The organism is Collinsella aerofaciens, assembly GCF_001404695.1.
GTDB lineage: Bacteria > Actinomycetota > Coriobacteriia > Coriobacteriales > Coriobacteriaceae > Collinsella > Collinsella aerofaciens_E.
The window spans coordinates 11256-29366 of sequence record NZ_CZAQ01000016.1; the positions used below are offsets into that span (position 1 = coordinate 11256).

General features: G+C 60.5%; 15 protein-coding genes. 5 read left to right on the forward strand and 10 right to left on the reverse strand.

Annotation, left to right across the window (positions count from 1 at the left end; genetic code table 11):
* On the reverse strand, positions 1-955 hold a 955-nt coding region (locus AQ996_RS05475), incomplete at its 3' end, for a YeiH family protein (RefSeq protein WP_055251744.1).
* 193 nt (positions 956-1148) lie between these two features.
* Here AQ996_RS05475 and AQ996_RS05480 point away from each other — a divergent pair.
* Positions 1149-1850: a GntR family transcriptional regulator gene (locus tag AQ996_RS05480; RefSeq protein WP_055251747.1), complete on the forward strand. Its 702-nt coding sequence runs from the start codon at positions 1149-1151 to the stop codon at positions 1848-1850.
* A 118-nt stretch (positions 1851-1968) separates the two neighbouring features.
* Here AQ996_RS05480 and glmS read toward each other — a convergent pair whose 3' ends face one another.
* Positions 1969-3816: a glutamine--fructose-6-phosphate transaminase (isomerizing) gene (gene glmS, locus AQ996_RS05485; RefSeq protein ID WP_055251749.1), complete on the reverse strand. Its 1848-nt coding sequence runs from the start codon at positions 3814-3816 to the stop codon at positions 1969-1971.
* A gap of 326 nt (positions 3817-4142) precedes the next feature.
* On the opposite strand from glmS, the gene AQ996_RS05490 reads away from it, so the two are divergent.
* Positions 4143-5255: a LacI family DNA-binding transcriptional regulator gene (locus tag AQ996_RS05490; RefSeq protein ID WP_070097142.1), complete on the forward strand. Its 1113-nt coding sequence runs from the start codon at positions 4143-4145 to the stop codon at positions 5253-5255.
* Here AQ996_RS05490 and AQ996_RS05495 read toward each other — a convergent pair.
* Complete coding sequence (locus AQ996_RS05495; RefSeq protein WP_055251753.1) at positions 5252-5902, reverse strand: HAD family hydrolase; 651 nt, start codon at positions 5900-5902, stop codon at positions 5252-5254. The genes AQ996_RS05490 and AQ996_RS05495 overlap by 4 nt on opposite strands.
* A gap of 166 nt (positions 5903-6068) precedes the next feature.
* On the opposite strand from AQ996_RS05495, the gene larE reads away from it, so the two are divergent.
* Positions 6069-6947, forward strand: a complete 879-nt coding sequence (gene larE, locus AQ996_RS05500) for an ATP-dependent sacrificial sulfur transferase LarE (protein WP_055251755.1) — start codon at positions 6069-6071, stop codon at positions 6945-6947.
* 307 nt (positions 6948-7254) lie between these two features.
* Here larE and AQ996_RS05505 read toward each other — a convergent pair whose 3' ends face one another.
* The 6 genes from AQ996_RS05505 to AQ996_RS05530 all read right to left on the reverse strand — a co-directional run bounded on the left by AQ996_RS05505 (position 7255) and on the right by AQ996_RS05530 (position 13243).
* Positions 7255-7707 carry a PTS sugar transporter subunit IIA gene (locus AQ996_RS05505; protein ID WP_055251757.1) on the reverse strand — a complete coding sequence of 151 codons (453 nt, stop codon included), beginning with the start codon at positions 7705-7707 and terminating at the stop codon, positions 7255-7257.
* An 11-nt stretch (positions 7708-7718) separates the two neighbouring features.
* Entirely contained in the window at positions 7719-8657 is a 939-nt protein-coding gene (locus AQ996_RS05510; RefSeq protein WP_055251759.1) for a transketolase family protein, read from the reverse strand.
* Positions 8657-9487, reverse strand: coding sequence for a transketolase (locus AQ996_RS05515; protein WP_055251760.1), 831 nt, complete (start codon positions 9485-9487; stop codon positions 8657-8659). The genes AQ996_RS05510 and AQ996_RS05515 overlap by 1 nt, the downstream gene beginning before the upstream one ends.
* Positions 9488-9549: 62 nt before the next feature.
* A complete protein-coding gene (locus tag AQ996_RS05520; RefSeq protein ID WP_055251762.1) occupies positions 9550-10233 on the reverse strand; it encodes a transaldolase family protein in 684 nt (227 codons plus the stop codon).
* Between the two features lie 124 nt (positions 10234-10357).
* Positions 10358-11626 (reverse strand): class II D-tagatose-bisphosphate aldolase non-catalytic subunit, encoded by a 1269-nt coding sequence (locus AQ996_RS05525; protein ID WP_055251764.1) that lies wholly within the window; start codon positions 11624-11626, stop codon positions 10358-10360.
* Positions 11627-11770: 144 nt separating this feature from the next.
* Positions 11771-13243: a PTS fructose transporter subunit IIC gene (locus AQ996_RS05530; protein WP_070097143.1), complete on the reverse strand. Its 1473-nt coding sequence runs from the start codon at positions 13241-13243 to the stop codon at positions 11771-11773.
* Positions 13244-13658: 415 nt separating this feature from the next.
* Here AQ996_RS05530 and AQ996_RS05535 point away from each other — a divergent pair, with 415 nt between their 5' ends.
* Complete coding sequence (locus tag AQ996_RS05535; protein ID WP_253274607.1) at positions 13659-14669, forward strand: LacI family DNA-binding transcriptional regulator; 1011 nt, start codon at positions 13659-13661, stop codon at positions 14667-14669.
* 129 nt (positions 14670-14798) lie between these two features.
* Complete coding sequence (locus tag AQ996_RS05540) at positions 14799-15782, forward strand: DNA/RNA non-specific endonuclease (RefSeq protein ID WP_055251768.1); 984 nt, start codon at positions 14799-14801, stop codon at positions 15780-15782.
* 129 nt (positions 15783-15911) lie between these two features.
* Here AQ996_RS05540 and AQ996_RS05545 read toward each other — a convergent pair whose 3' ends face one another.
* Positions 15912-17987: an elongation factor G gene (locus AQ996_RS05545; RefSeq protein ID WP_055251770.1), complete on the reverse strand. Its 2076-nt coding sequence runs from the start codon at positions 17985-17987 to the stop codon at positions 15912-15914.
* Positions 17988-18111: the final 124 nt, after the last annotated feature.

Sequence of the window (18111 nt, forward strand, 5' to 3'; positions counted from 1 at the left end):
GCTTGCCGCCCTTTTTGACCAGCTCGACGATATCGGTATTAAAGCCAATAGCCGCCATGGCCATCACGATAAAGAACTTCGAAAGCTCCTTGATGGGCGCCGTAATGGACGCGGGAAGCTGAAGCACCGTGGTGATTACGCTCGCCAGCACAAAGAACAGCACAAACATGGGAAACGCGCGTTTAAGCGAGAACGTGCTTTTGGCGTCGCCGCCGGCCTTGCGCGCCAGATGCATCTGCCAGCATGCGAGAACCAACGTAATGGGAATAATGGCCAGCGTCCTGGTGAGCTTGACCACCGTGGCGCTCTCGAGCACATTGGCGCCGGGATGCATGCTGTCCCAAGCACTCGCCGCAGCCGTTACGGACGAGGTGTCGTTGATGGCGGTGCCGGCAAACAGGCCAAAGCCCTCGTTGGTCAGCCCGAGCATACCACCGAGCGTCGGAAACACGAGCGCCGCGATAACGTTAAACAGGAAGATGACCGAAATAGCCTGGGCAATCTCGCGATCGTCGGCATCGATGACGGGTGCGGTCGCGGCGATGGCAGAACCGCCGCAAATCGACGAACCCACACCCACAAGCGTCGCGATCTTACCCGGCACGTTCATAACGCGGCAGAGCACAAAGGCGATGACAAGCGAGGTCGAGATCGTCGCCACGATAATAGGCAGCGACTGGGCGCCCTTGGACAGAATCTGGGAGAGGTTCATCCCAAAGCCAAGCAGGATAACCGCGTACTGCAAGACTTTTTTGGACGTGTAGGTGACGCCGGCGCCGAGCTGTTCGCGGCGATTCTTGGGAAAGACGAGCGCCAGGACCATGCCAAAGAGGATGGCAAATACCGGCCCGCCGACCACCTCAATTTGTTTGCCGAGCAGCGTTGCGGGGATAGCGATGACCAGGCAGAACAAGACGCCCTTCCAGCGCTCGCGTACGGTATTCGCCAGTTGCATATGGGATTCCTTCTTTCTCTTTCACGTTTGCGACGGCTTATGATACGGCAACATTGGGCATAGCCTTGCGCAAATACAGACTAAGATGCCGCAATAGTTCTCGGGCGACAGCCGAATTACCCTCCGCGGAGAGCTGATTCGCGGCATAATTAACAACTGACATATGAGTTTGATAGAACAGTTGCGAGGCGCTATGGAAGAATCGATGCACGTCGGCGAGCAGGAAACGAGCCTACAGGACCAGTCCTACCACACCATTCGACGCAAAATCGTCTACCTGGACTATAAGCCGGGCGAAAAGCTGGGCGTCAAGCAGCTTTGCGATGACCTGGACATGGGTCGCACGCCCGTGCGCGAGGCTTTGGTTCGCTTGGCGCAGGAAGGCCTGGTGCGCACCGTGCCCCAAAGCGGCACCTATGTCTCGCCCATCAACCTCACCCTTGCCGAGAGTGCCTGCTACATTCGCGAGCACCTGGAAAAACAGGTGATTGTAGAGTGCTGCGCGCGCGCCACCTCGGCAGGCGTCGAGCAGCTCGACCGCGCCATCGTGCTGCAGGAAAAGGCCATGGCCGAAGAGGATCGCATCGGCTTCTTTTTGAGCGACAACCTCATGCATCACATGATTTTTAGCATCGCATGCCGCAGCACCGTGTGGTCGTGGCTCGAGGAGACCAATGCCGACCTGGAGCGCTTCCGCTGGCTGCGCGCCGCCACGCAGGTTCTCGACAATCAGGACATCGTGAACGAGCACAAGCAGATTCGCCGCGCTATCGCCGGTCGCGACCCCATCGAAGCGAGCTTTTTGGTCAGCAAGCACCTGCATATGATGTTCCGCAACCAGACCGAGGTCCTGGACCAATATCCCAAGTACTTCGAGACCAGCAAGCTCCGCTAACCTGCCAAAACCACCACAAAGGGGACAGACACCTTTGTGGTGGTTTCTCCGTACAAAAAGGCCCGGCTCTGTTTGATGACGCGGAGCCGGGCCTTGGTCGTTATAACGGCGGAACCAACTACTCGACTGTGACACTCTTTGCCAGGTTACGGGGCTGATCGACGTCGCAGCCGCGCAGGATGGCCACCTCGCGGGCGAGCAGCTGCAGCGGAACGCTCGCCGTGATGGGGCTGAACACGTCACGGACGGACGGCACGCGAATGATGCAGTCGGCAATCTTGTTGATCTCCTCGTCGCCCTCGGTGGCAACGACGATGACCTTGGCGCCGCGCGCCTTGCACTCCATGAGGTTCGACACGGTCTTGTCGTAGGTGGCACTCTTGGTGGCCACGGCGATGACGGGGAAGCCCGGATCGATCAGCGCGATGGGGCCGTGCTTCATCTCGCCGGCAGCATACGCCTCGGCGTGCAGGTAGCTGACCTCCTTGAGCTTGAGCGCGCCCTCGTAGGAGATGGCAGCGCCCATACCGCGGCCCACAAACAGTGCCGACTGCGCGTCCCTGCACAGCAGGGCGGCCTCGTGCACGGCCTCGGTCTGCGTGTCCAAAATCCACTGGATTTGCTCGGCCGTATCGGAAAGCTCGCGGAACAGCATGCGCGTCTGCTTGGTGGTCAAGCGGTACTTGACCTGTGCCAGCAGCAGGGCCAAAAGCGTGAGGCTCACGACCTGACCGATAAAGCTCTTGGTTGATGCGACGGCGATCTCCTTGTTGGCCTTGGTGTAGATGACGCCATCGCTTTCGCGCGCCACCGGGCTGCCCACCACGTTAGTGATGCCAAAGACCTTGGCGCCCTTGATGCGCGCATCGCGAATGGCGGCAAGGGTGTCGGCCGTCTCGCCCGACTGGGACACGGCCACGACGAGCGTCGTCGGCGTGATGATGGGGTTGCGGTAGCGGAACTCGCTTGCCGCCTCGACCTCGGTAGGAATACGAGCCCAGCCCTCAATAAGGTTCTTAGCGATGAGTCCGGCATGGTAGCTGGTGCCGCAGGCAATCACATACACGCGGTCGATATCGTTGAGCTCCTCGAGCGAAAGGCCCAGCTCGTCGATATCGAGCTCACCGGCAGGGGTCATGCGACCCACCAGCGTGTCGCGCACGACGCGAGGCTGCTCGTGAATCTCCTTGAGCATAAAGTCGGGATAACCGCCCTTTTCGGCCATGTCCAGATCCCAATCGATGTGGGTGACCTTGGGCTCGATGACATTGCCGGCCTCGTCGGTATACTCGACGCCCGCAGGCGTGAGCTTGGCAAACTGACCGTCCTCGAGCACCACGACATCACGGGTGGCGTCGATGAGCGCGATCACGTCGGAGGCAACGTAGGAGCCGGTCTCGCCCATGCCGACCACGATCGGGGAATCCTTGCGGGCCACGGCGATTACGCCAGGCTCGTCGGCGCACACGGCGGCCAAGCCATAGGCGCCCACCACGTGGGTGCAAGCCTCGCGCACGGAGGCCATCAGGTCGTGTGTCTCGGCATAGGCCTCTTCGATCAGATGCGCGAAGACCTCGGTATCGGTCTCGCTCTTAAAGTGATGGCCGCGGCCCTCCAGCTCCTCGCGCAGCTCGGCGAAGTTCTCGATGATGCCGTTGTGGACGATGGCGATACGACCGTCGCAGCTGGTGTGGGGGTGAGCGTTAACGACAGAAGGCTTGCCGTGGGTGGCCCAGCGGGTGTGACCGATGCCGCAGGTTGCGTCGCTATCGATGTTGGAAAGCTCGCTCTCCAGGCCCGCAACCTTACCCACGCGGCGGATAACGTCGAGGTGCGCCGCGGCGCCCTCGCCCACCTCGAGCGCGACGCCCGAGGAGTCATAGCCGCGATACTCCATGCGCTTAAGGCCTGTGACCAGGATGTTCTTTGCAATATCAGAGCCGGTATAGCCGACAATTCCGCACATAGGATAAATCCCTTCGTTCGCGTGACTGCAAGACGTCCACGCACAGGGGGCGCTGAGACGTATAACGTTCGAGTATTGTACTCACGCAAGCGTAAGCTGATATACCAGAAGTGGTATCTCAACTTAGATACCACCTGATGCACACATGCCCAGCCGGTCCAAACCACCACAATGGGGACAGGCACCTTTGTGGTGGTTTGGGCTCCAGCGTTTGCCCAGATAAAACCTACCAAAATAAACCTGTCCCTAATTGGCAGGTTTTGACACCCTAGGGGCGGGCGATGCTACAATCTGGCTTGTACTTGAAACGCATCAAAGGGGCCGCTATGGCAAAGGTAAAAATCAGCGATGTCGCGCGCGAGGCGGGAGTCTCGCTGGGCACGGTTTCCAACGCGCTCAACCATCCCGAAAAGCTGCGCCCCGAGACCCTCAAACTTATCAACGAAACCATCAATCGACTGGGCTACCTGCCCAACCAAAGCGCCCGTCAGCTCGCAGGCGGCGCCACCAAGTCCTTTGGCCTAGTCCTCCCCCGCCTCGACCACGGCTTCTCGCTCCAAATTGCCAGCGGCGCCCACAACGAGGCCCGCAAGCACGGCTACGATTTACTCATCGCCAATGCCGATAACGACGATATTCTCGAGGATCATTACCTGCGCTATTTTATGGGCACGCAGATGTCCGGCGTCATGGTTCAGCCCATGGCGTCTCCCGACTGGCACCCCGCCATGACCAAGATGCCCGTGCCGATCGTCCATCTTGACATCCACTGTTACGAGCCCGGCTACTACGTGGCTGCCGACAACGAGGCACAAGGCCGCATTATCGCCGAGCTCGCCGTTGCCCGTGGCGCACGCCATATCACCGTTGTGGGAAGGGCGGCATTTATGCAGCTCACCTTGCGCGTACTTGGCATCCACAAGGCCCTCGCCCTGCATCCCGATATCAAAATTGAGGTCATTGACGCCGGAGAGTGGAATACCGCAGCCGACGGCTACAGCATTGGCGCTCAGATTGCCGGGCGCTCCGGCGATGAGCGCCCCGATTTTGTCATCGGCCTGACCGACGTACTGGCGTCGGGCGTCATCTCGGCGCTGGTCGATAAAGGCATCTCCGTCCCCGAGCAGGTCCGCGTGGCTGGCTGCGACGGCAACCCGCTCGCCTGGAGCGGGTCGGTCCCACTCACCACGGTGGCACCCCCAGGCTACGAGATTGGCCGCAAGGGCATTCAATTGCTCATGGAGCAAATCGAAAACAAAGCCCCGGCGAAGACCAAGCACGCCCGTATCGGTTCCGCCGCACGCATCGTCACCGCGGTCACGGCCGTCGAGGACATCAACCGCCAAGAGCTCGTACGCCCGTTTTTACTGGAGCGCGCCAGCACCCAGGCAAGCAGTCACACCGAAGCCACCGCCATCAACCTCGGCGCCTACCTTTAGCACACGGCCTTGACCGCCGCCGTCAGATCGAACAGCGTATCGAGCACGGCCTCGCAGCCATCCACCACGTCCTGCGGCAGCGGCACGATATCGGGGACGGCAAAGACATGGCAGCCGGCCGTAATGCCCGAGGCGCAGCCGTTGCGCGAATCCTCGACCACGGCACATTCCTCGGGAGCGAAGCCCGCGCGCTCGCAGGCGAGCAGATACATCTCGGGGTCGGGCTTACCGTGCACGACGTCCTCGCCGCAGGTCACCGTCTCAAACTTGTCAAAAAGACCGACCATCTTAAGGTTGCGCTCGGCCGTAACGAGACGCGACGACGTCGCCAGGCCCACGTGATAGCCCGCAGCCAGCAGCTCGTCTATGCACTCGGCGGCACCGGCCTTAAGCTCCAAATCGGTCTTGACTATCTCGTCGCGAATCTCCTTGTGGCGATGATAGATCGCCTCAGCGGTTTCTCTGCTGCCGTAATGCGCCTCAAGAATGTCCATGACATCGGGCAGCGTGCGACCGATAAACTGATGGATTAGCGCATCATCAATCGCGATTCCCAGCTCGACCGCGCCCGCTTTCCACGCCTTGATACCCAAACGCTCGGTATCGACCAGCGTTCCGTCCATGTCAAAAATAACAGCCTTGATCATATCGGTCCCCTCACCGGATTGCGTTACTGCACTCTACCGCACTTTACAAACTTGTATATAACGTATATAGCATATTGCACTTTCGTTACATAGATAGAAGTCTTATGGCGAGCTACTCGGTAGGATTATAGTTTTCGATCGAGTACTCAACGGTAAGGAACATTTCATGTTTTCAGACACCACCGCACCTGCAGAGGAGCTTCAGGACAAACTCGCAGCGCTCGAGCAGCTGCTTTTGGCATACGGACGCGTCGCCATCGGCTTTTCCGGTGGCGTCGACAGCAGCTTTTTGGCCGCGGTCTGCGCCCGCATCATGCCTGCCAACACGCTGCTCGTTCACCTCACCACGCCGCTCATCGGCACACCCGAGCAGGCTTCGTTTGAGCGGTCCGTTGACGGACAAACCGATGAGGGGCCGCATTTTAAGCTCCCCGTGCTCAATCTTTCGGTCGACCAGCTGCAACTTCCCCAGGTAGCCTGCAACGATGCTGACCGCTGCTACCACTGCAAGCGCGCCGGCTTTACCGCCATCGTCAACCACGCCAGGTCGCTGGGTTTTCCCACCGTCATCGACGGCAGCAACGCAAGCGACCGCGGCGACTACCGCCCCGGCATGCGCGCCGCCCAGGAGCTCGGCGTGCGCTCGCCGCTTATGGAGGTCGGCTTTACCAAGGACGAGGAGCGCGAGCTGCTACGCGCCTGGGGCTATCCCGTCTGGAACCTGCCGGCAGGAGCCTGCCTGGCCACGCGAGTCCCCACGGGCGAGGAGCTCACACGCGAGAAGGTCGATGTGATCCGCGCCTGCGAGGACTACCTGCACGACCTTGGCCTGAACCAGGTCCGCGCACGCCTCGTCGGCGGCTGCATGCATATCGAGGCCGCGCCGGCAGACGTTGCCAAGATTGCCGCCCTCGGCAACACCGCGGTCAACGACGGGGGCAAGGCCCCGTTGCCCGCCGCCATCGAGTCCGCGCTGCGCGAGCTGGGCTGCGGCCACATCTCCCCCAAGGTCACCCCCTACATCCACGGCAACATGAATCTTTAAGTTACTCCGTTTTACAAACGGCGTAACCGCTCGGCGCTGCACAGGCCCCGGGCACGGCAATCTGACGTTCAACTGCACGGGCGCGACCAAAAGGCCAGCGCCCGCTTGTTTCACGTCATCTTGCCGCACCCGGAACCTGCTCGCTCGCGCATGCTCAACCTGGACTGCGTTAACTGACCTGTCAATAAGGGACAGGTTTGTTTTGGCAGGTTTTATCTGGGGAAACGCAAACAGGTCCGCGACACCTATATGGCGTCGCGGCCCTTTTCCTTGGAGAAGGATCGATTGATTGAGCGGGATGACTGTTCTAGTCTTCGAGTCCGCTATTGATGAGCTCCGCAATCTCAACGGGATCGATGCTCGCGCGCACCTTGTCACGGAAGCCGGCGTCCATCAGCATCACGGCAGCCTTGGAGAGCAGACGCAGGTGCGTGGTTCCAGCTTCGCCGGCGGGCACGTACAGCGCGAGCGCAACATCGACGGGCACGCCATCGAAACTCGGCCATTCAACGGGCTCGGCCAGTTTAAGCACGGCAACGCCCGGCGTGTGAATCGCGTCGCTTTTGGCATGCGGAACGGCAAAGCCGGCGACAAGGCCGGTCTCGGCCTCGTTTTCGCGAGCAATGAAGGCGGCCTCTACGGCAGATGCGTCATCGGCAAAGCCGAGCTCGATGGCCTGCTCGGACAAATAATGCAGGGCGTCCTCACGCGAGGCGGCGGTATACCCGATCGTCACTTGGTTGGCAGATACAAATCCCATGGAAACCTTCCTTACAACACGGACCTGACCGCAGCTTCGATGCCGTCGGCGTCCAAACCGTACTTGTGCAGCAAATCGACCGCAGGGCCGGACTCGCCGTACACATCGCGCACGCCGACGCGTCGCATCGGCACCGGATGCTGTTCCGCGAGCACCGAGGCCACGGCCTCGCCAAGACCACCGATAATCGAATGCTCCTCGGCGGTGACCACGCGACCAGTCTTCTTGGCGCTGGCAACCACCAGGCGCTCATCAAGCGGCTTGATCGTGTGCATGTTGATGACCTCGGCATCGATACCATCGGCAGCGAGCGCCTCGGCAGCCTCAAGCGCCTCAGCGACCATAAGGCCACAAGCGATGATGGTCACATCGGACCCCTCGCGCACGACCACGCCGCGACCAATCTCGAACTCATAGTCCTCACGGTCGTTGATGACCGGTGTTGCCAGACGGCCGAAGCGCATGTAGACCGGCCCCTCAAACTCATAGGCGGCGCGCACGCAAGCGCGAGCCTCGATGTCATCGGCGGGAACGATTACCGTCATACCCGGGATCGTGCGCATGAGCGCAATGTCCTCGCAGCACTGATGCGTGGCGCCGTCTTCACCGACCGAGATACCCGCATGCGTGGCGCCGATTTTGACGTTGAGGTGCGGATAGCCGATGGAATTACGCACTTGCTCGTACGCGCGGCCGGCGGCAAACATGGCAAAGGTGCTCGCAAAGGCAACGTGACCCGTGGTCGCAATGCCGGCGGCGAGCCCCATCAAGTTGCTCTCGGCAATGCCGGCGTCGTAGAAGCGCTCAGGGTGCGCAGCCTTAAACTTACCGGTCTGTGTGGCGGCGGCCAGGTCGGCATCGAGAACCACAAAGTCATCGCGCTTATTGCCCAGCTCGACAAGTGCCTCGCCATAGCTAACGCGCGTGGCGACTTTCTTGACGTCTGCCATTAGAGCTCCTCCCCTGCTGCCGCGAGCTCGGCCATGGCCTGCTCAAACTGTTCATCGTTGGGCGCCTTGCCGTGCCAGCCCACCTGGTTTTCCATAAAGGAGACGCCCTTGCCCTTCACCGTCTCGGCGATAATAGCCACGGGCGAGGCACTCACTTTGCGAGCCTCGGCAAAGGCGGCGGCAATCTGCGCCATGTCGTTACCGTCGGCAAGCTCGATCACATGCCACTTAAAGGCGCGGAACTTGTCGGCAAGCGGCATAGCAGAGTTAACTTCGTCGATACTGCCGTCAATTTGCAGGCCATTGTGATCGACGATAGCGACGAGGTTATCCAAGTCGTGGTTGCCGGCGAACATGGCCGCCTCCCACACCTGGCCCTCCTCGCACTCGCCGTCGCCCAACAGCGTGTAGACGCGGCAGCTGTCACCCCAGTGCTTTGCGGCGAGTGCCATTCCAACCGCGGCGGAGATACCCTGACCGAGCGATCCAGTAGACATGTCGACACCCGGCGTGTCATTCATATTGGGATGGCCCTGCAGGCGGCTGCCGATATGGCGGAGCGTCTCGAGTTCCTCCTTGGGAAAGAACCCGCGCTCGGCGAGCACGGCATAGAGTGCCGGAGCGCAATGTCCCTTGGAGAGCACAAAGCGATCGCGCTCGGCGCGGCTCGGATTCGCCGGGTCGACATCCATTTCCTCAAAGTAGAGGTAGGTCATAATGTCGGCGGCACCAAGCGATCCGCCCGGATGCCCCGACTTGGCAGCGTGGACACCCGTGACAATACCGCGGCGAACCTCATTGGCAATCTTGGCCAGTTCCTGATCGGTCATGGAGTTTCCTCTCTTGAGCACGCCGACCCGGCATAACAAATGCTGGGCCGGCAGAACCATCGTTACTGTGCCTCGACGACCTTTTTCCAGTCGGCCTCGAACGAGGCAAGGCCCTGGTCGGTCAACGGGTGATGCAGACATTTCTTAAGAGCAGCCATGGGGACGGTCGCAATATCGGCACCGAGCAGCGCCGCCTGGGTCACGTGGTTGGGCGTGCGGACCGAAGCGGTGATGATCTCGACGGTGTCGTCGACGTTCTTGCCGGTCCAGTCATAGTTCTTGATGCAGGTCACGACATTGTCGAGCTGCGAGATGCCGTCCTCGGCGATGTCGTCAAAGCGGCCGACAAACGGGCTGATGTAGCGGGCGCCGGCATTGGCGGCCATAAGGGCCTGCGTCGGCGAGAAGACGAGCGTCATGTTGACACGCACGCCCGCATCGGCCAGCGCGCGGCAGGCGGCGAGGCCGGCCTCGCAGACGGGAAGCTTGACCACGATGTTGGGGGCGAGGGCGGCAAGGCGCTTGCCCTCCTCGGTCATGCCCTCGGCCGTGGTGGCGGTAGACTCGGCAGACACGGGCAAACCCTCGCAGAGCTCGGCAATCTTGAGCATATGGGGCTCAAAATCGGCGAGCTTACCGCCGGTCTTGGCGTACAGGGACGGGTTGGTGGTGACGCCAGCAAGGCAGCCCCAGCTCTTGGCCTCGGCGATCTCGTCAAGGTTGGCGGTATCGATAAAGAACTTCATGGTGCAAACTCCTTCTAAGGAATCCAAAACTCAAAAATAGGACAAAGGGGATGTCCCTTTGTCCTATGTGCCGGGCCCGCAGCTGGGACATGCCCCGGACCCGGCGTCGTGTAGGAAAAACTACTTAGAGAGCCTTCTCGATACGGCTCGTGACACCCTTGAGGTTAAGGCCGACGACGTACTGCTTGATCGGGCGCTTGATGTGCTCGATCACAAAGCGCTTGCCGTCGATGTCCTGGGCAGCGAGGTTGCGGTAGAGCTTCTCGACCTGCTCCTTGACCTCGGGATCGTTAAAGGCGTAGTGGCCGGAGACATCCAGAATCTTCAGGCTGAGCTCGTCGTCGGCCAGAATGTCGTCAACCTGCAGGTTGACGTCGTCGCCGGTCATCCACTTGCGCCAACGCTCGGTCTTGATAGCCTTGACCAGCAGCGTGTGATACAGGTCGGAGGGATCGTCGCACAGGCCGTTGTCGACCAGAATCTGCTCGGTAGCGCAGAGCTTGAGGTAAGCGCGGGTCTCCTCGGTGCCGTACTGAGGAGCGACATTGGAGGCGGTCACGTGAGCCGGGATGTGCTCGAGCAGCGTTGCGTCATCCAGATAGTCGGCGTTGTGCTCCTTCAGGCCCACGCCGTATCGCTTGGCCATGTCGGCGAGCTCGCGGGCGTTCTTAAAGTTGTAATGACCGACCTGCTCGGTCCAACGGGTGAGCGTACCGGTCTGACCGACGATAAAGGTGGGCATGGGGCAGCCGCGCTTCTCGAGTTCGGGCTGCAGCTGAGAAATGAACTCCTCGTACTTATCGGTAGAGGTCAAGCCACCATTGGTCTCCTCGGTACCGACCTCATAGGCAACCTCGGGCAGGTTATGCTCGCGACGGTACTGCTCAAGGTAGTCGATAAGATCGATCGTGCGGCGAAGCACCACGTCGAGCGGAATAACCTTGCCGATCTGATAGGGGTCCTTGGTGGGGTCGACCATCAGCAGGTCAAAGCCTGCCTCCATGTCGGCGACGAAGGACTTGCGGGCGAGCTCCATGGCCTCGTCCTCGGGCAGGTGGGCGTTACGCTCCTCGTCGCGCTGCCACGGGCCGCCGTGATCGCGACACAGGTAGTACGGACCGGTGTAACCCACCTCGTCGGCAACCTTCTTGATGTCGGCGGCAAAGCGCGTCTGGTCCCACCCGTTGACGTAGCCGGCGCCCATCTCGTCCATATCGACCTGGTTGCGGCTGGCGATAAACATGGGCGGGAAATCCTCGTCCTTGGCAAGCTCGAACACGGCCTGAATCAGGTTGGGGCTCATGGGACCAATGCCGACCATGGTTGCGTGATCGCCGCTATCCTGCAGCTTGAGCATGCCCTGAACGGCTTGGCGGATGGTGAGGTTGGACATTTTGCTCTCCTTCTCCAGAGGATTTTTGACAAAAGTTCCCTGGGACCCAGATGTGGGCCCTATCAGTACGGATGGATTTTGTTGTGTAGGGGCGGTTGTGCGGAGTCAAATCCATCCCTCCGCACAACCGGAGTCCTTAAAGGTTTACTTGGCCTGTTTGTCGAGCGTGGGCTTCATGGCAATCAGGATTGCAGCGGCGACCACGGAGCCAATCACGATGTCTAGACAGAACAGCGCGACGTTGTTGGTGGCAAGGGCGACGATAAAGCCACCGTGCGGGACGTAGCAGTCGATACCCTGGAAGGCGGCAAGCGCCGCACCCACGGCAGAGCCGATGCAAATGCCGGGAAGGGTGTGACCGAGGTCCTTGACCGCGAAGGGGATAGCGCCCTCGGTAATACCGATGCAGCCCATGAACAGCGCGGAGATGCCCATCTGACGGTCGGCGTCATCGAACTTGTTCTTGGCGATGAGCGCAGCGAGGCCACAGGCGATCGGGGGAACGGCGACGGCGACGCGGAACATACCATTAGGACCGTAGATGCCGGAGGCCATGATGGCCATGGTGAAGGTCGAGGCGGTCTTGTTGATGGGGCCACCCATATCGAAGGCGGTCATAACGCCAATGACCAGACCCAGGACAACCGCGGAACCGCCTTGCAGACTGCCGAGCACGCCGGTAAGCCAGTCCATCACAAAGCCAAGCGGCGTGGCCAGGATGTAGATATAGGCCATACCCAGGACAAGCGAGGTCAGAATCGGGATAATCAGGATGGGCATGATGGTCTGGATGGTGTTGTTGACCTTCCAGGTCTTCATCCAGCGGACAAAGTAGCCGCAGATAACCGCCATGATCATGGCGCCCAAGAAGCCGGTCGAAACGCTGTTGCCGTTAGGGGTAACGACTGCGTTGTTGACCAGGTAGCCCAGGACAAAACCGGGGGCGAGCGCGGGCTTGCCGGCCATCGAGTAGGAGATATATGCCGCAAGCACCGGGATCATCATGGAGATGCCGGCCATGCCGATGGTGTTAAGACTCACCATCAGCGGATTCGTAACCTCCATGCCGTTGGCGCCGGCGGTACCGGATGCCAGCGAGAAGGCGAGAAACACGCCGCCGATAACGACGATGGGGATAAAATAGGAAACGCCGGTATTGAATGCATTGAGCAGCGTCTTACCAGGATCGGCAAAGATAGACTGCTTGGACGCCGGTGTCGGGGCCTGCGGGGCAGCGGAGACGGCCTTCTTCTCTGCCTTGGCCTCGGCCTTGGGCGCGTCAACGGCGCCACCCGTCGCCTTAATGATCTCAACGGCCTGGTCGATGATCTTCACCGGATCGGCGATTACATCCGAGGTGCCGACCTTCAGGAACTTGCCCTCGGCCATCTTCTGCTCAAAACGATCCTCGTTCTCGACGCCCACGTCGACGGACTCGAGCACCAGGTCGGCGGAATCCACGTCTTCCTGCGTCAGCTCGTTCTCGATACCCAGGCCACCCTGAGCCTCGACTTTGCACTCGATGCCACGGGCGGCGCATTCATCCTGAATCGCCTTCTGGGCCATATACGTGTGGGCAATACCCACGGTACAGGCGGCAACGCCTACGATCTTCATTGCTTCCCTCTTTTCATAGAGTTGCGTGCGCAAGACACCGTTTGCGGAGGCCTCCGGAGCATCCCCTGCCGTTTGGACTTGCTGTCTTTTCGACAAGACCAATATAGGTGCTCGTTTTTCTTAATGCCAGCTTATTTCGGTAAACGCGCAGGTCAGAGCGTTGGTTATGCTATTTGGTTATGCGTTTAACCAAAAATGAATCCTGCGATTTTACCCTCGATTTCAAAAGTCAAGAAGTATTTGATTTTCTCGGTAGACGGCGGATGCGCATGCCGGTCACAAATTTCGACCCCACCCGTATACCGCATTTGTTGCATACTCATATGAAAGGAAAAAGTCGCTCACCGGAGCGCATCCCTCACCAAGACTCAAAGTCATCATGTTGGAAAATGCTCATCTGTCGGAAGGAGTCGCTGTGGCAAAACAGCGCGTTACGATCGCAGACGTTGCTCGAGAGGCGGGAACCTCGACGGCAAGCGTCTCGTATTACCTCAACGACAAACGAGAAAAGCTTAGCGAGAAGACGCAGGCAAAGATTGCGCGCGTCATCAAGGAACTCGGATACGTTCCCAACGCCCAAGCGCAAACGCTCACCGGCAAGCAGACCCACGTCATCGCCATCATCATTTTGGATAACACCAACAAGTGGGCGGGCCTCGTCCTCAACGGCATGGAACAAGTCATGCTCCCCGCGGGCTACCAGACGGTCGTTTGCACCAGCAATTTCGACCCCGAGACCGAGCTCATGTATGTCGACAAAATGCTCTCGCTGGGCGTCGATGGTTTTATCATCCAGCCCACGGCAAATTTCAAGGCCGTCCACGACCGCATCAAGCGCGCCGGCAAGCCCGTCGTCTTTTTTGACGCGGCCATCTACAGCCCAGGCACCAGCTGGATCAAAACCAACCTCTACGACGGCGTGTACAATGCCACGCAGGCGCTTCTCGATGCCGGCTACGAGGACTTTTTCTCCATTGCCGCCAATATGACCGAAATGCGCACCCGCATGGAACGTTTTCAGGGATATGCCGAGGCATTGGCCGCGAATGGGCAGCTCTACAAAGCCATCCCCATCGATCACAACAAGCCGTCAATCAGCGAGCTCACCGATTACTTTAAATACAAGCTCAACCCCGCCAAGCGAACCCTTATCTTCGTGCAAAATCAGTGGGCACTCCCCCGTGTCTACAAGGCACTCCAGCCCATGGCCCATCTGCTTCCGCAGCAAATCGGCCTTTTGGGACTCAACTGCGAAGACTGGACCAACCTCACCACGCCGACCGTCTCCACCATCATCGAGCCCGTCGACCAGGAAGGCAGAGAGGCGGCCGAGATGCTCCTCGCGCTACTCGATGGCAGCAGCGCGCCCGGTGAGCAGCGCATTCTCGAATGTAAACTCAATTGGCTCGGTTCCACCTCGATCTAGCCATACGTCAAATATGAGGCAAATGGATCCGTAGCGTTTGTCCCAAATCTTAAGTATTTGTTCGACAGAACGGCCCCTGTCGGCTCCTGCTAGACTGGTAGATTCCCAACCGTCCATCCAGGAGCCTCCATGTCGCGCAAGTCCGTTTACAAGCAAGTACTTTCCATCGGCACCGCCGTGGTGCTGGGGTTTGCGCTGTTCACAGGATCGCTCGACGGGGCGCCCAAGCTGTTGTCGCCGCAAAGCGATGAGCAGGCAGCGGCCCTGGCCGAAAAACAAAACGAGAGTCCCAGCCGCACCGACGACGAGGCGGACCTGGTTGCCCGGCTCGAATCAGGAACAGCGAGCTCCTCGGACTCTCAAAATAGCCAAGACTCTGGCGATGGCTCCGAATCCACCGCGACCGACACCGGTGACGACGCTTCCACAGACAGCTCCGTCACCCCCATCGACGAGGTCGAAAACCCCGATCTCGACCGCGCCCGCGGCGTATATCTCAGCAGCATTCCCGACTACGCCGGCAACCCCTACGTTGCCCTTCGCGCCGACAGCACGCACCCGTTGGGCACGCCATCATTCACGCTCGACGAATACGAGCGAGCCACCGAAGAGGGCTGCTTTAAGAAGTTCTCCAAGCTCGATAGCCTGGGCCGCACCCGCAAGGCACTCGCCTGCGTGGGTCCCGAATCGCTCGGTCAGGGCAAGCGCGGCGATATCTCGCGTATCCATCCCGCCGGGTGGCACCAGCAGCGCTACGACTTTATTCCGGGTCAGAGCCTCTACAACCGCTGCCACCTTATCGCCTGGTCGCTCTGCGGCGAAAACGCCAACCGCAAGAATCTGCTCACCGGCACGCGCTATCTCAACGAAACGGGCATGCTGCCGTTTGAAGAGCAGATCCTCGACTACATCCACGACACAGGCAACCATGTGCTCTACCGCGTCACGCCTATGTATAACGAAGAGGAGCTCGTCTGCCGCGGCGTGCGCCTTGAGGCGCAATCGGTCGAGGACCACGGCAAGACCCTCTGCTTCCACGTATATTGCTACAATCTGCAGCCGCACGTGCAGATCGACTACGCCACCGGCCGCAATCAGGCCTCGGGGGACTAGAGCCGACCAAGCTGCCCCAAAACCTAAAATGATCCGTTTTCCTCCGTCCCCCAGGGATCAAAAAGGGCCGCCCTGGATTGCCCAGAGCGGCCCTTGCACCGGCATGCATGTTGCAGGCAACGCCACGCGCTACTTGGCGCGACCCTCCTCATAGCGCTCGACCAGCTTGGCCTGAACGTCATAGGGAACCTGCTCGTAGCCGGCGGGCTTCATGGTAAAGTCACCCGTGCCGCGCGTGATGGAGCGCAGACGCGTCGAGTAATCCGTCAGCTCGGCCAGCGGCGCTTGAGCGATGACCACGGTGTCTCCGCGCTCATCGGTCTCCATGCCCGTCACGCGACCGCGCGAGGCCGAGATGTCGCCCATCACGGCGCCGGCGTAGCTCTCGGGGATCGTCACCGTGATTTCCTCGATGGGCTCCAGCACCACGGGGTCGGCATCGGCGCATGCCTTGCGCAGGCCGATGCGAGCCGCCGCGCGGAACGCCATCTCGTTGGAGTCGACGCTGTGATACGAGCCGTCGTACACAGCCACGCGAATGCCCGTGAGCGGGTAGCCGGCAATAATACCGTCCTTCATGGTCTCCTGGACGCCCTTGTCCACGGCGGGAATCAGCGAGCGCGGGATGCGGCCGCCCACGACCTCGTCCACGAACTCATAGCCGTCGCTCGTGCCGTCGGGCCCAATGAGCGGCTCCACGCGCAGCCAGCAGTCGCCGTACTGACCGGCGCCGCCGGTCTGCTTCTTGTGGCGACCCTGGGCGCTCGCCGTGCGGCGGATGGTCTCGCGATACGGAATGCGGATCGGCACGCTCTTGGCGGCGACCTTGGTGCGGTCCTCCAGACGGTTGAGCAGCACCGAAACCTGCGCCTCGCCCACCGCTGAGATGATGGTCTGGCCGGTCTCCTCGTCACGGTCGATGCTCATGGTCGGATCGGCCTTGCACGCCTTCTCGATAAACGTGTAGAGCTTCTCCTCGTCACCGCGGTTCTCGGCCTCAATGGCGATGCGGTACTGCGAGTTGGGGAACTTAAACGCCGCAGCCTCGACCTTGCCGGTAATCGAGAGCGTATCGCCCGTCTCAGCCGCCAGCTTGGGCGCCACGATGATATCGCCGGCATAAGCGTGGCCGACCTCAGTCATGTCGCGGCCGCACATCACATACAGGTGAGCCAGACGCTCGCCCTTGCGCGTGCGCGCGTTGATCAGCTCAAGGCCGGGCTCAAGCGTACCCGTCAGCACCTTGATAAAGCTGATGCGACCCTGTTGCGGATCGGCCAGGGTCTTAAACACAAACGCCACCGGGCGGTCATCATCACTCGAGATCTTGAGCGAATCGCCGTCGATGAGCGGCATCTCGCCGTAGTCCGTCGGCGCCGGGAAATACGTGGCGATGTCGTCCATCAGCGAGTTGACGCCCTGCTCCTTAATGCAATCGCCCGCAAAGACCGGCACAAAGATGCGCTCGGCGATCGCCTTCGACAGCAGGCCTTCAAGCTCCTCCTGCGTCAGCGTCTCCTCGCCTTCCAAGTACTTCATCATCAGCTCGTCGTCAGCCTCGGCCACCAGCTCGCACAGATGGTCATGGGCTTCCTCGGCCTGGGCACGATACTCTTCGGGAATCTCCGACTCAACGGCTTCGGTGCCGTTGCAATGGCGCGCCTTCATGCGCACCAGGTCGATGATGCCGTCAAAGTCCTCGCCCTCGCCCCAGGGAAGGGTCACGGCGCCCAGGCGCGTGCCAAAACGCTCCTGCAGCAGGTTCATTGTGGTCGCAAAGCTGGCCTCGGAGCGCGACAGGCGGTTTACGAACACCGCACGCGCCAGGCGCAAGTCCTCGGCGGCATACCAGAGCTTAACCGTCGTAGGCTGCGGGCCGGCCTCGGCGTCGACCACAAACAGAGCCGTCTCGCAGACGCTCATCGCGGCAAAGGCGTCGCCGATAAAATCGGGATAGCACGGGGCATCGAGCACATTGATGCGTGCGCCCTTCCAGTCGATCGGCGCAATGGTCGTCGAGATGGAAAATGCACGCTTGACCTCTTCGGGGTCATAGTCGAGCGTGGGCTTGGTGCCGTCGTGGCCGCCCAGGCGGGCGGTCTTGCCGGAAAGGTGGAGCATGGCTTCGGCGAGTGAAGTCTTGCCCACCCCGCCTTGGCCTACGAGCACCACGTTCCTTACGTTACCGGTCTTGGGAGCACCCATGATGACCTCCTTGCAGGGTCGCGCGCGATGCGCGACGCCAACGGGGAGAGTTCGCGGTCGATGCCGTCCCGGGAGCAGCATGGTCGGCAGCCGAGCCGACTCACCCTCCAAATGTCCTATGCCA

Bases quoted from the DNA above. Each gene is read 5' to 3' on its own strand.
- AQ996_RS05480 (WP_055251747.1), top strand. From the start codon at position 1,149: ATGGAAGAATCGATGCACGTCGGCGAGCAGGAAACGAGCCTACAGGAC.
- glmS (WP_055251749.1), bottom strand. From the start codon at position 3,816: ATGTGCGGAATTGTCGGCTATACCGGCTCTGATATTGCAAAGAACATC.
- AQ996_RS05490 (WP_070097142.1), top strand. From the start codon at position 4,143: ATGGCAAAGGTAAAAATCAGCGATGTCGCGCGCGAGGCGGGAGTCTCG.
- AQ996_RS05495 (WP_055251753.1), bottom strand. From the start codon at position 5,902: ATGATCAAGGCTGTTATTTTTGACATGGACGGAACGCTGGTCGATACC.
- larE (WP_055251755.1), top strand. From the start codon at position 6,069: ATGTTTTCAGACACCACCGCACCTGCAGAGGAGCTTCAGGACAAACTC.
- AQ996_RS05505 (WP_055251757.1), bottom strand. From the start codon at position 7,707: ATGGGATTTGTATCTGCCAACCAAGTGACGATCGGGTATACCGCCGCC.
- AQ996_RS05510 (WP_055251759.1), bottom strand. From the start codon at position 8,657: ATGGCAGACGTCAAGAAAGTCGCCACGCGCGTTAGCTATGGCGAGGCA.
- AQ996_RS05515 (WP_055251760.1), bottom strand. From the start codon at position 9,487: ATGACCGATCAGGAACTGGCCAAGATTGCCAATGAGGTTCGCCGCGGT.
- AQ996_RS05520 (WP_055251762.1), bottom strand. From the start codon at position 10,233: ATGAAGTTCTTTATCGATACCGCCAACCTTGACGAGATCGCCGAGGCC.
- AQ996_RS05525 (WP_055251764.1), bottom strand. From the start codon at position 11,626: ATGTCCAACCTCACCATCCGCCAAGCCGTTCAGGGCATGCTCAAGCTG.
- AQ996_RS05530 (WP_070097143.1), bottom strand. From the start codon at position 13,243: ATGAAGATCGTAGGCGTTGCCGCCTGTACCGTGGGTATTGCCCACACG.
- AQ996_RS05540 (WP_055251768.1), top strand. From the start codon at position 14,799: ATGTCGCGCAAGTCCGTTTACAAGCAAGTACTTTCCATCGGCACCGCC.
- AQ996_RS05545 (WP_055251770.1), bottom strand. From the start codon at position 17,987: ATGGGTGCTCCCAAGACCGGTAACGTAAGGAACGTGGTGCTCGTAGGC.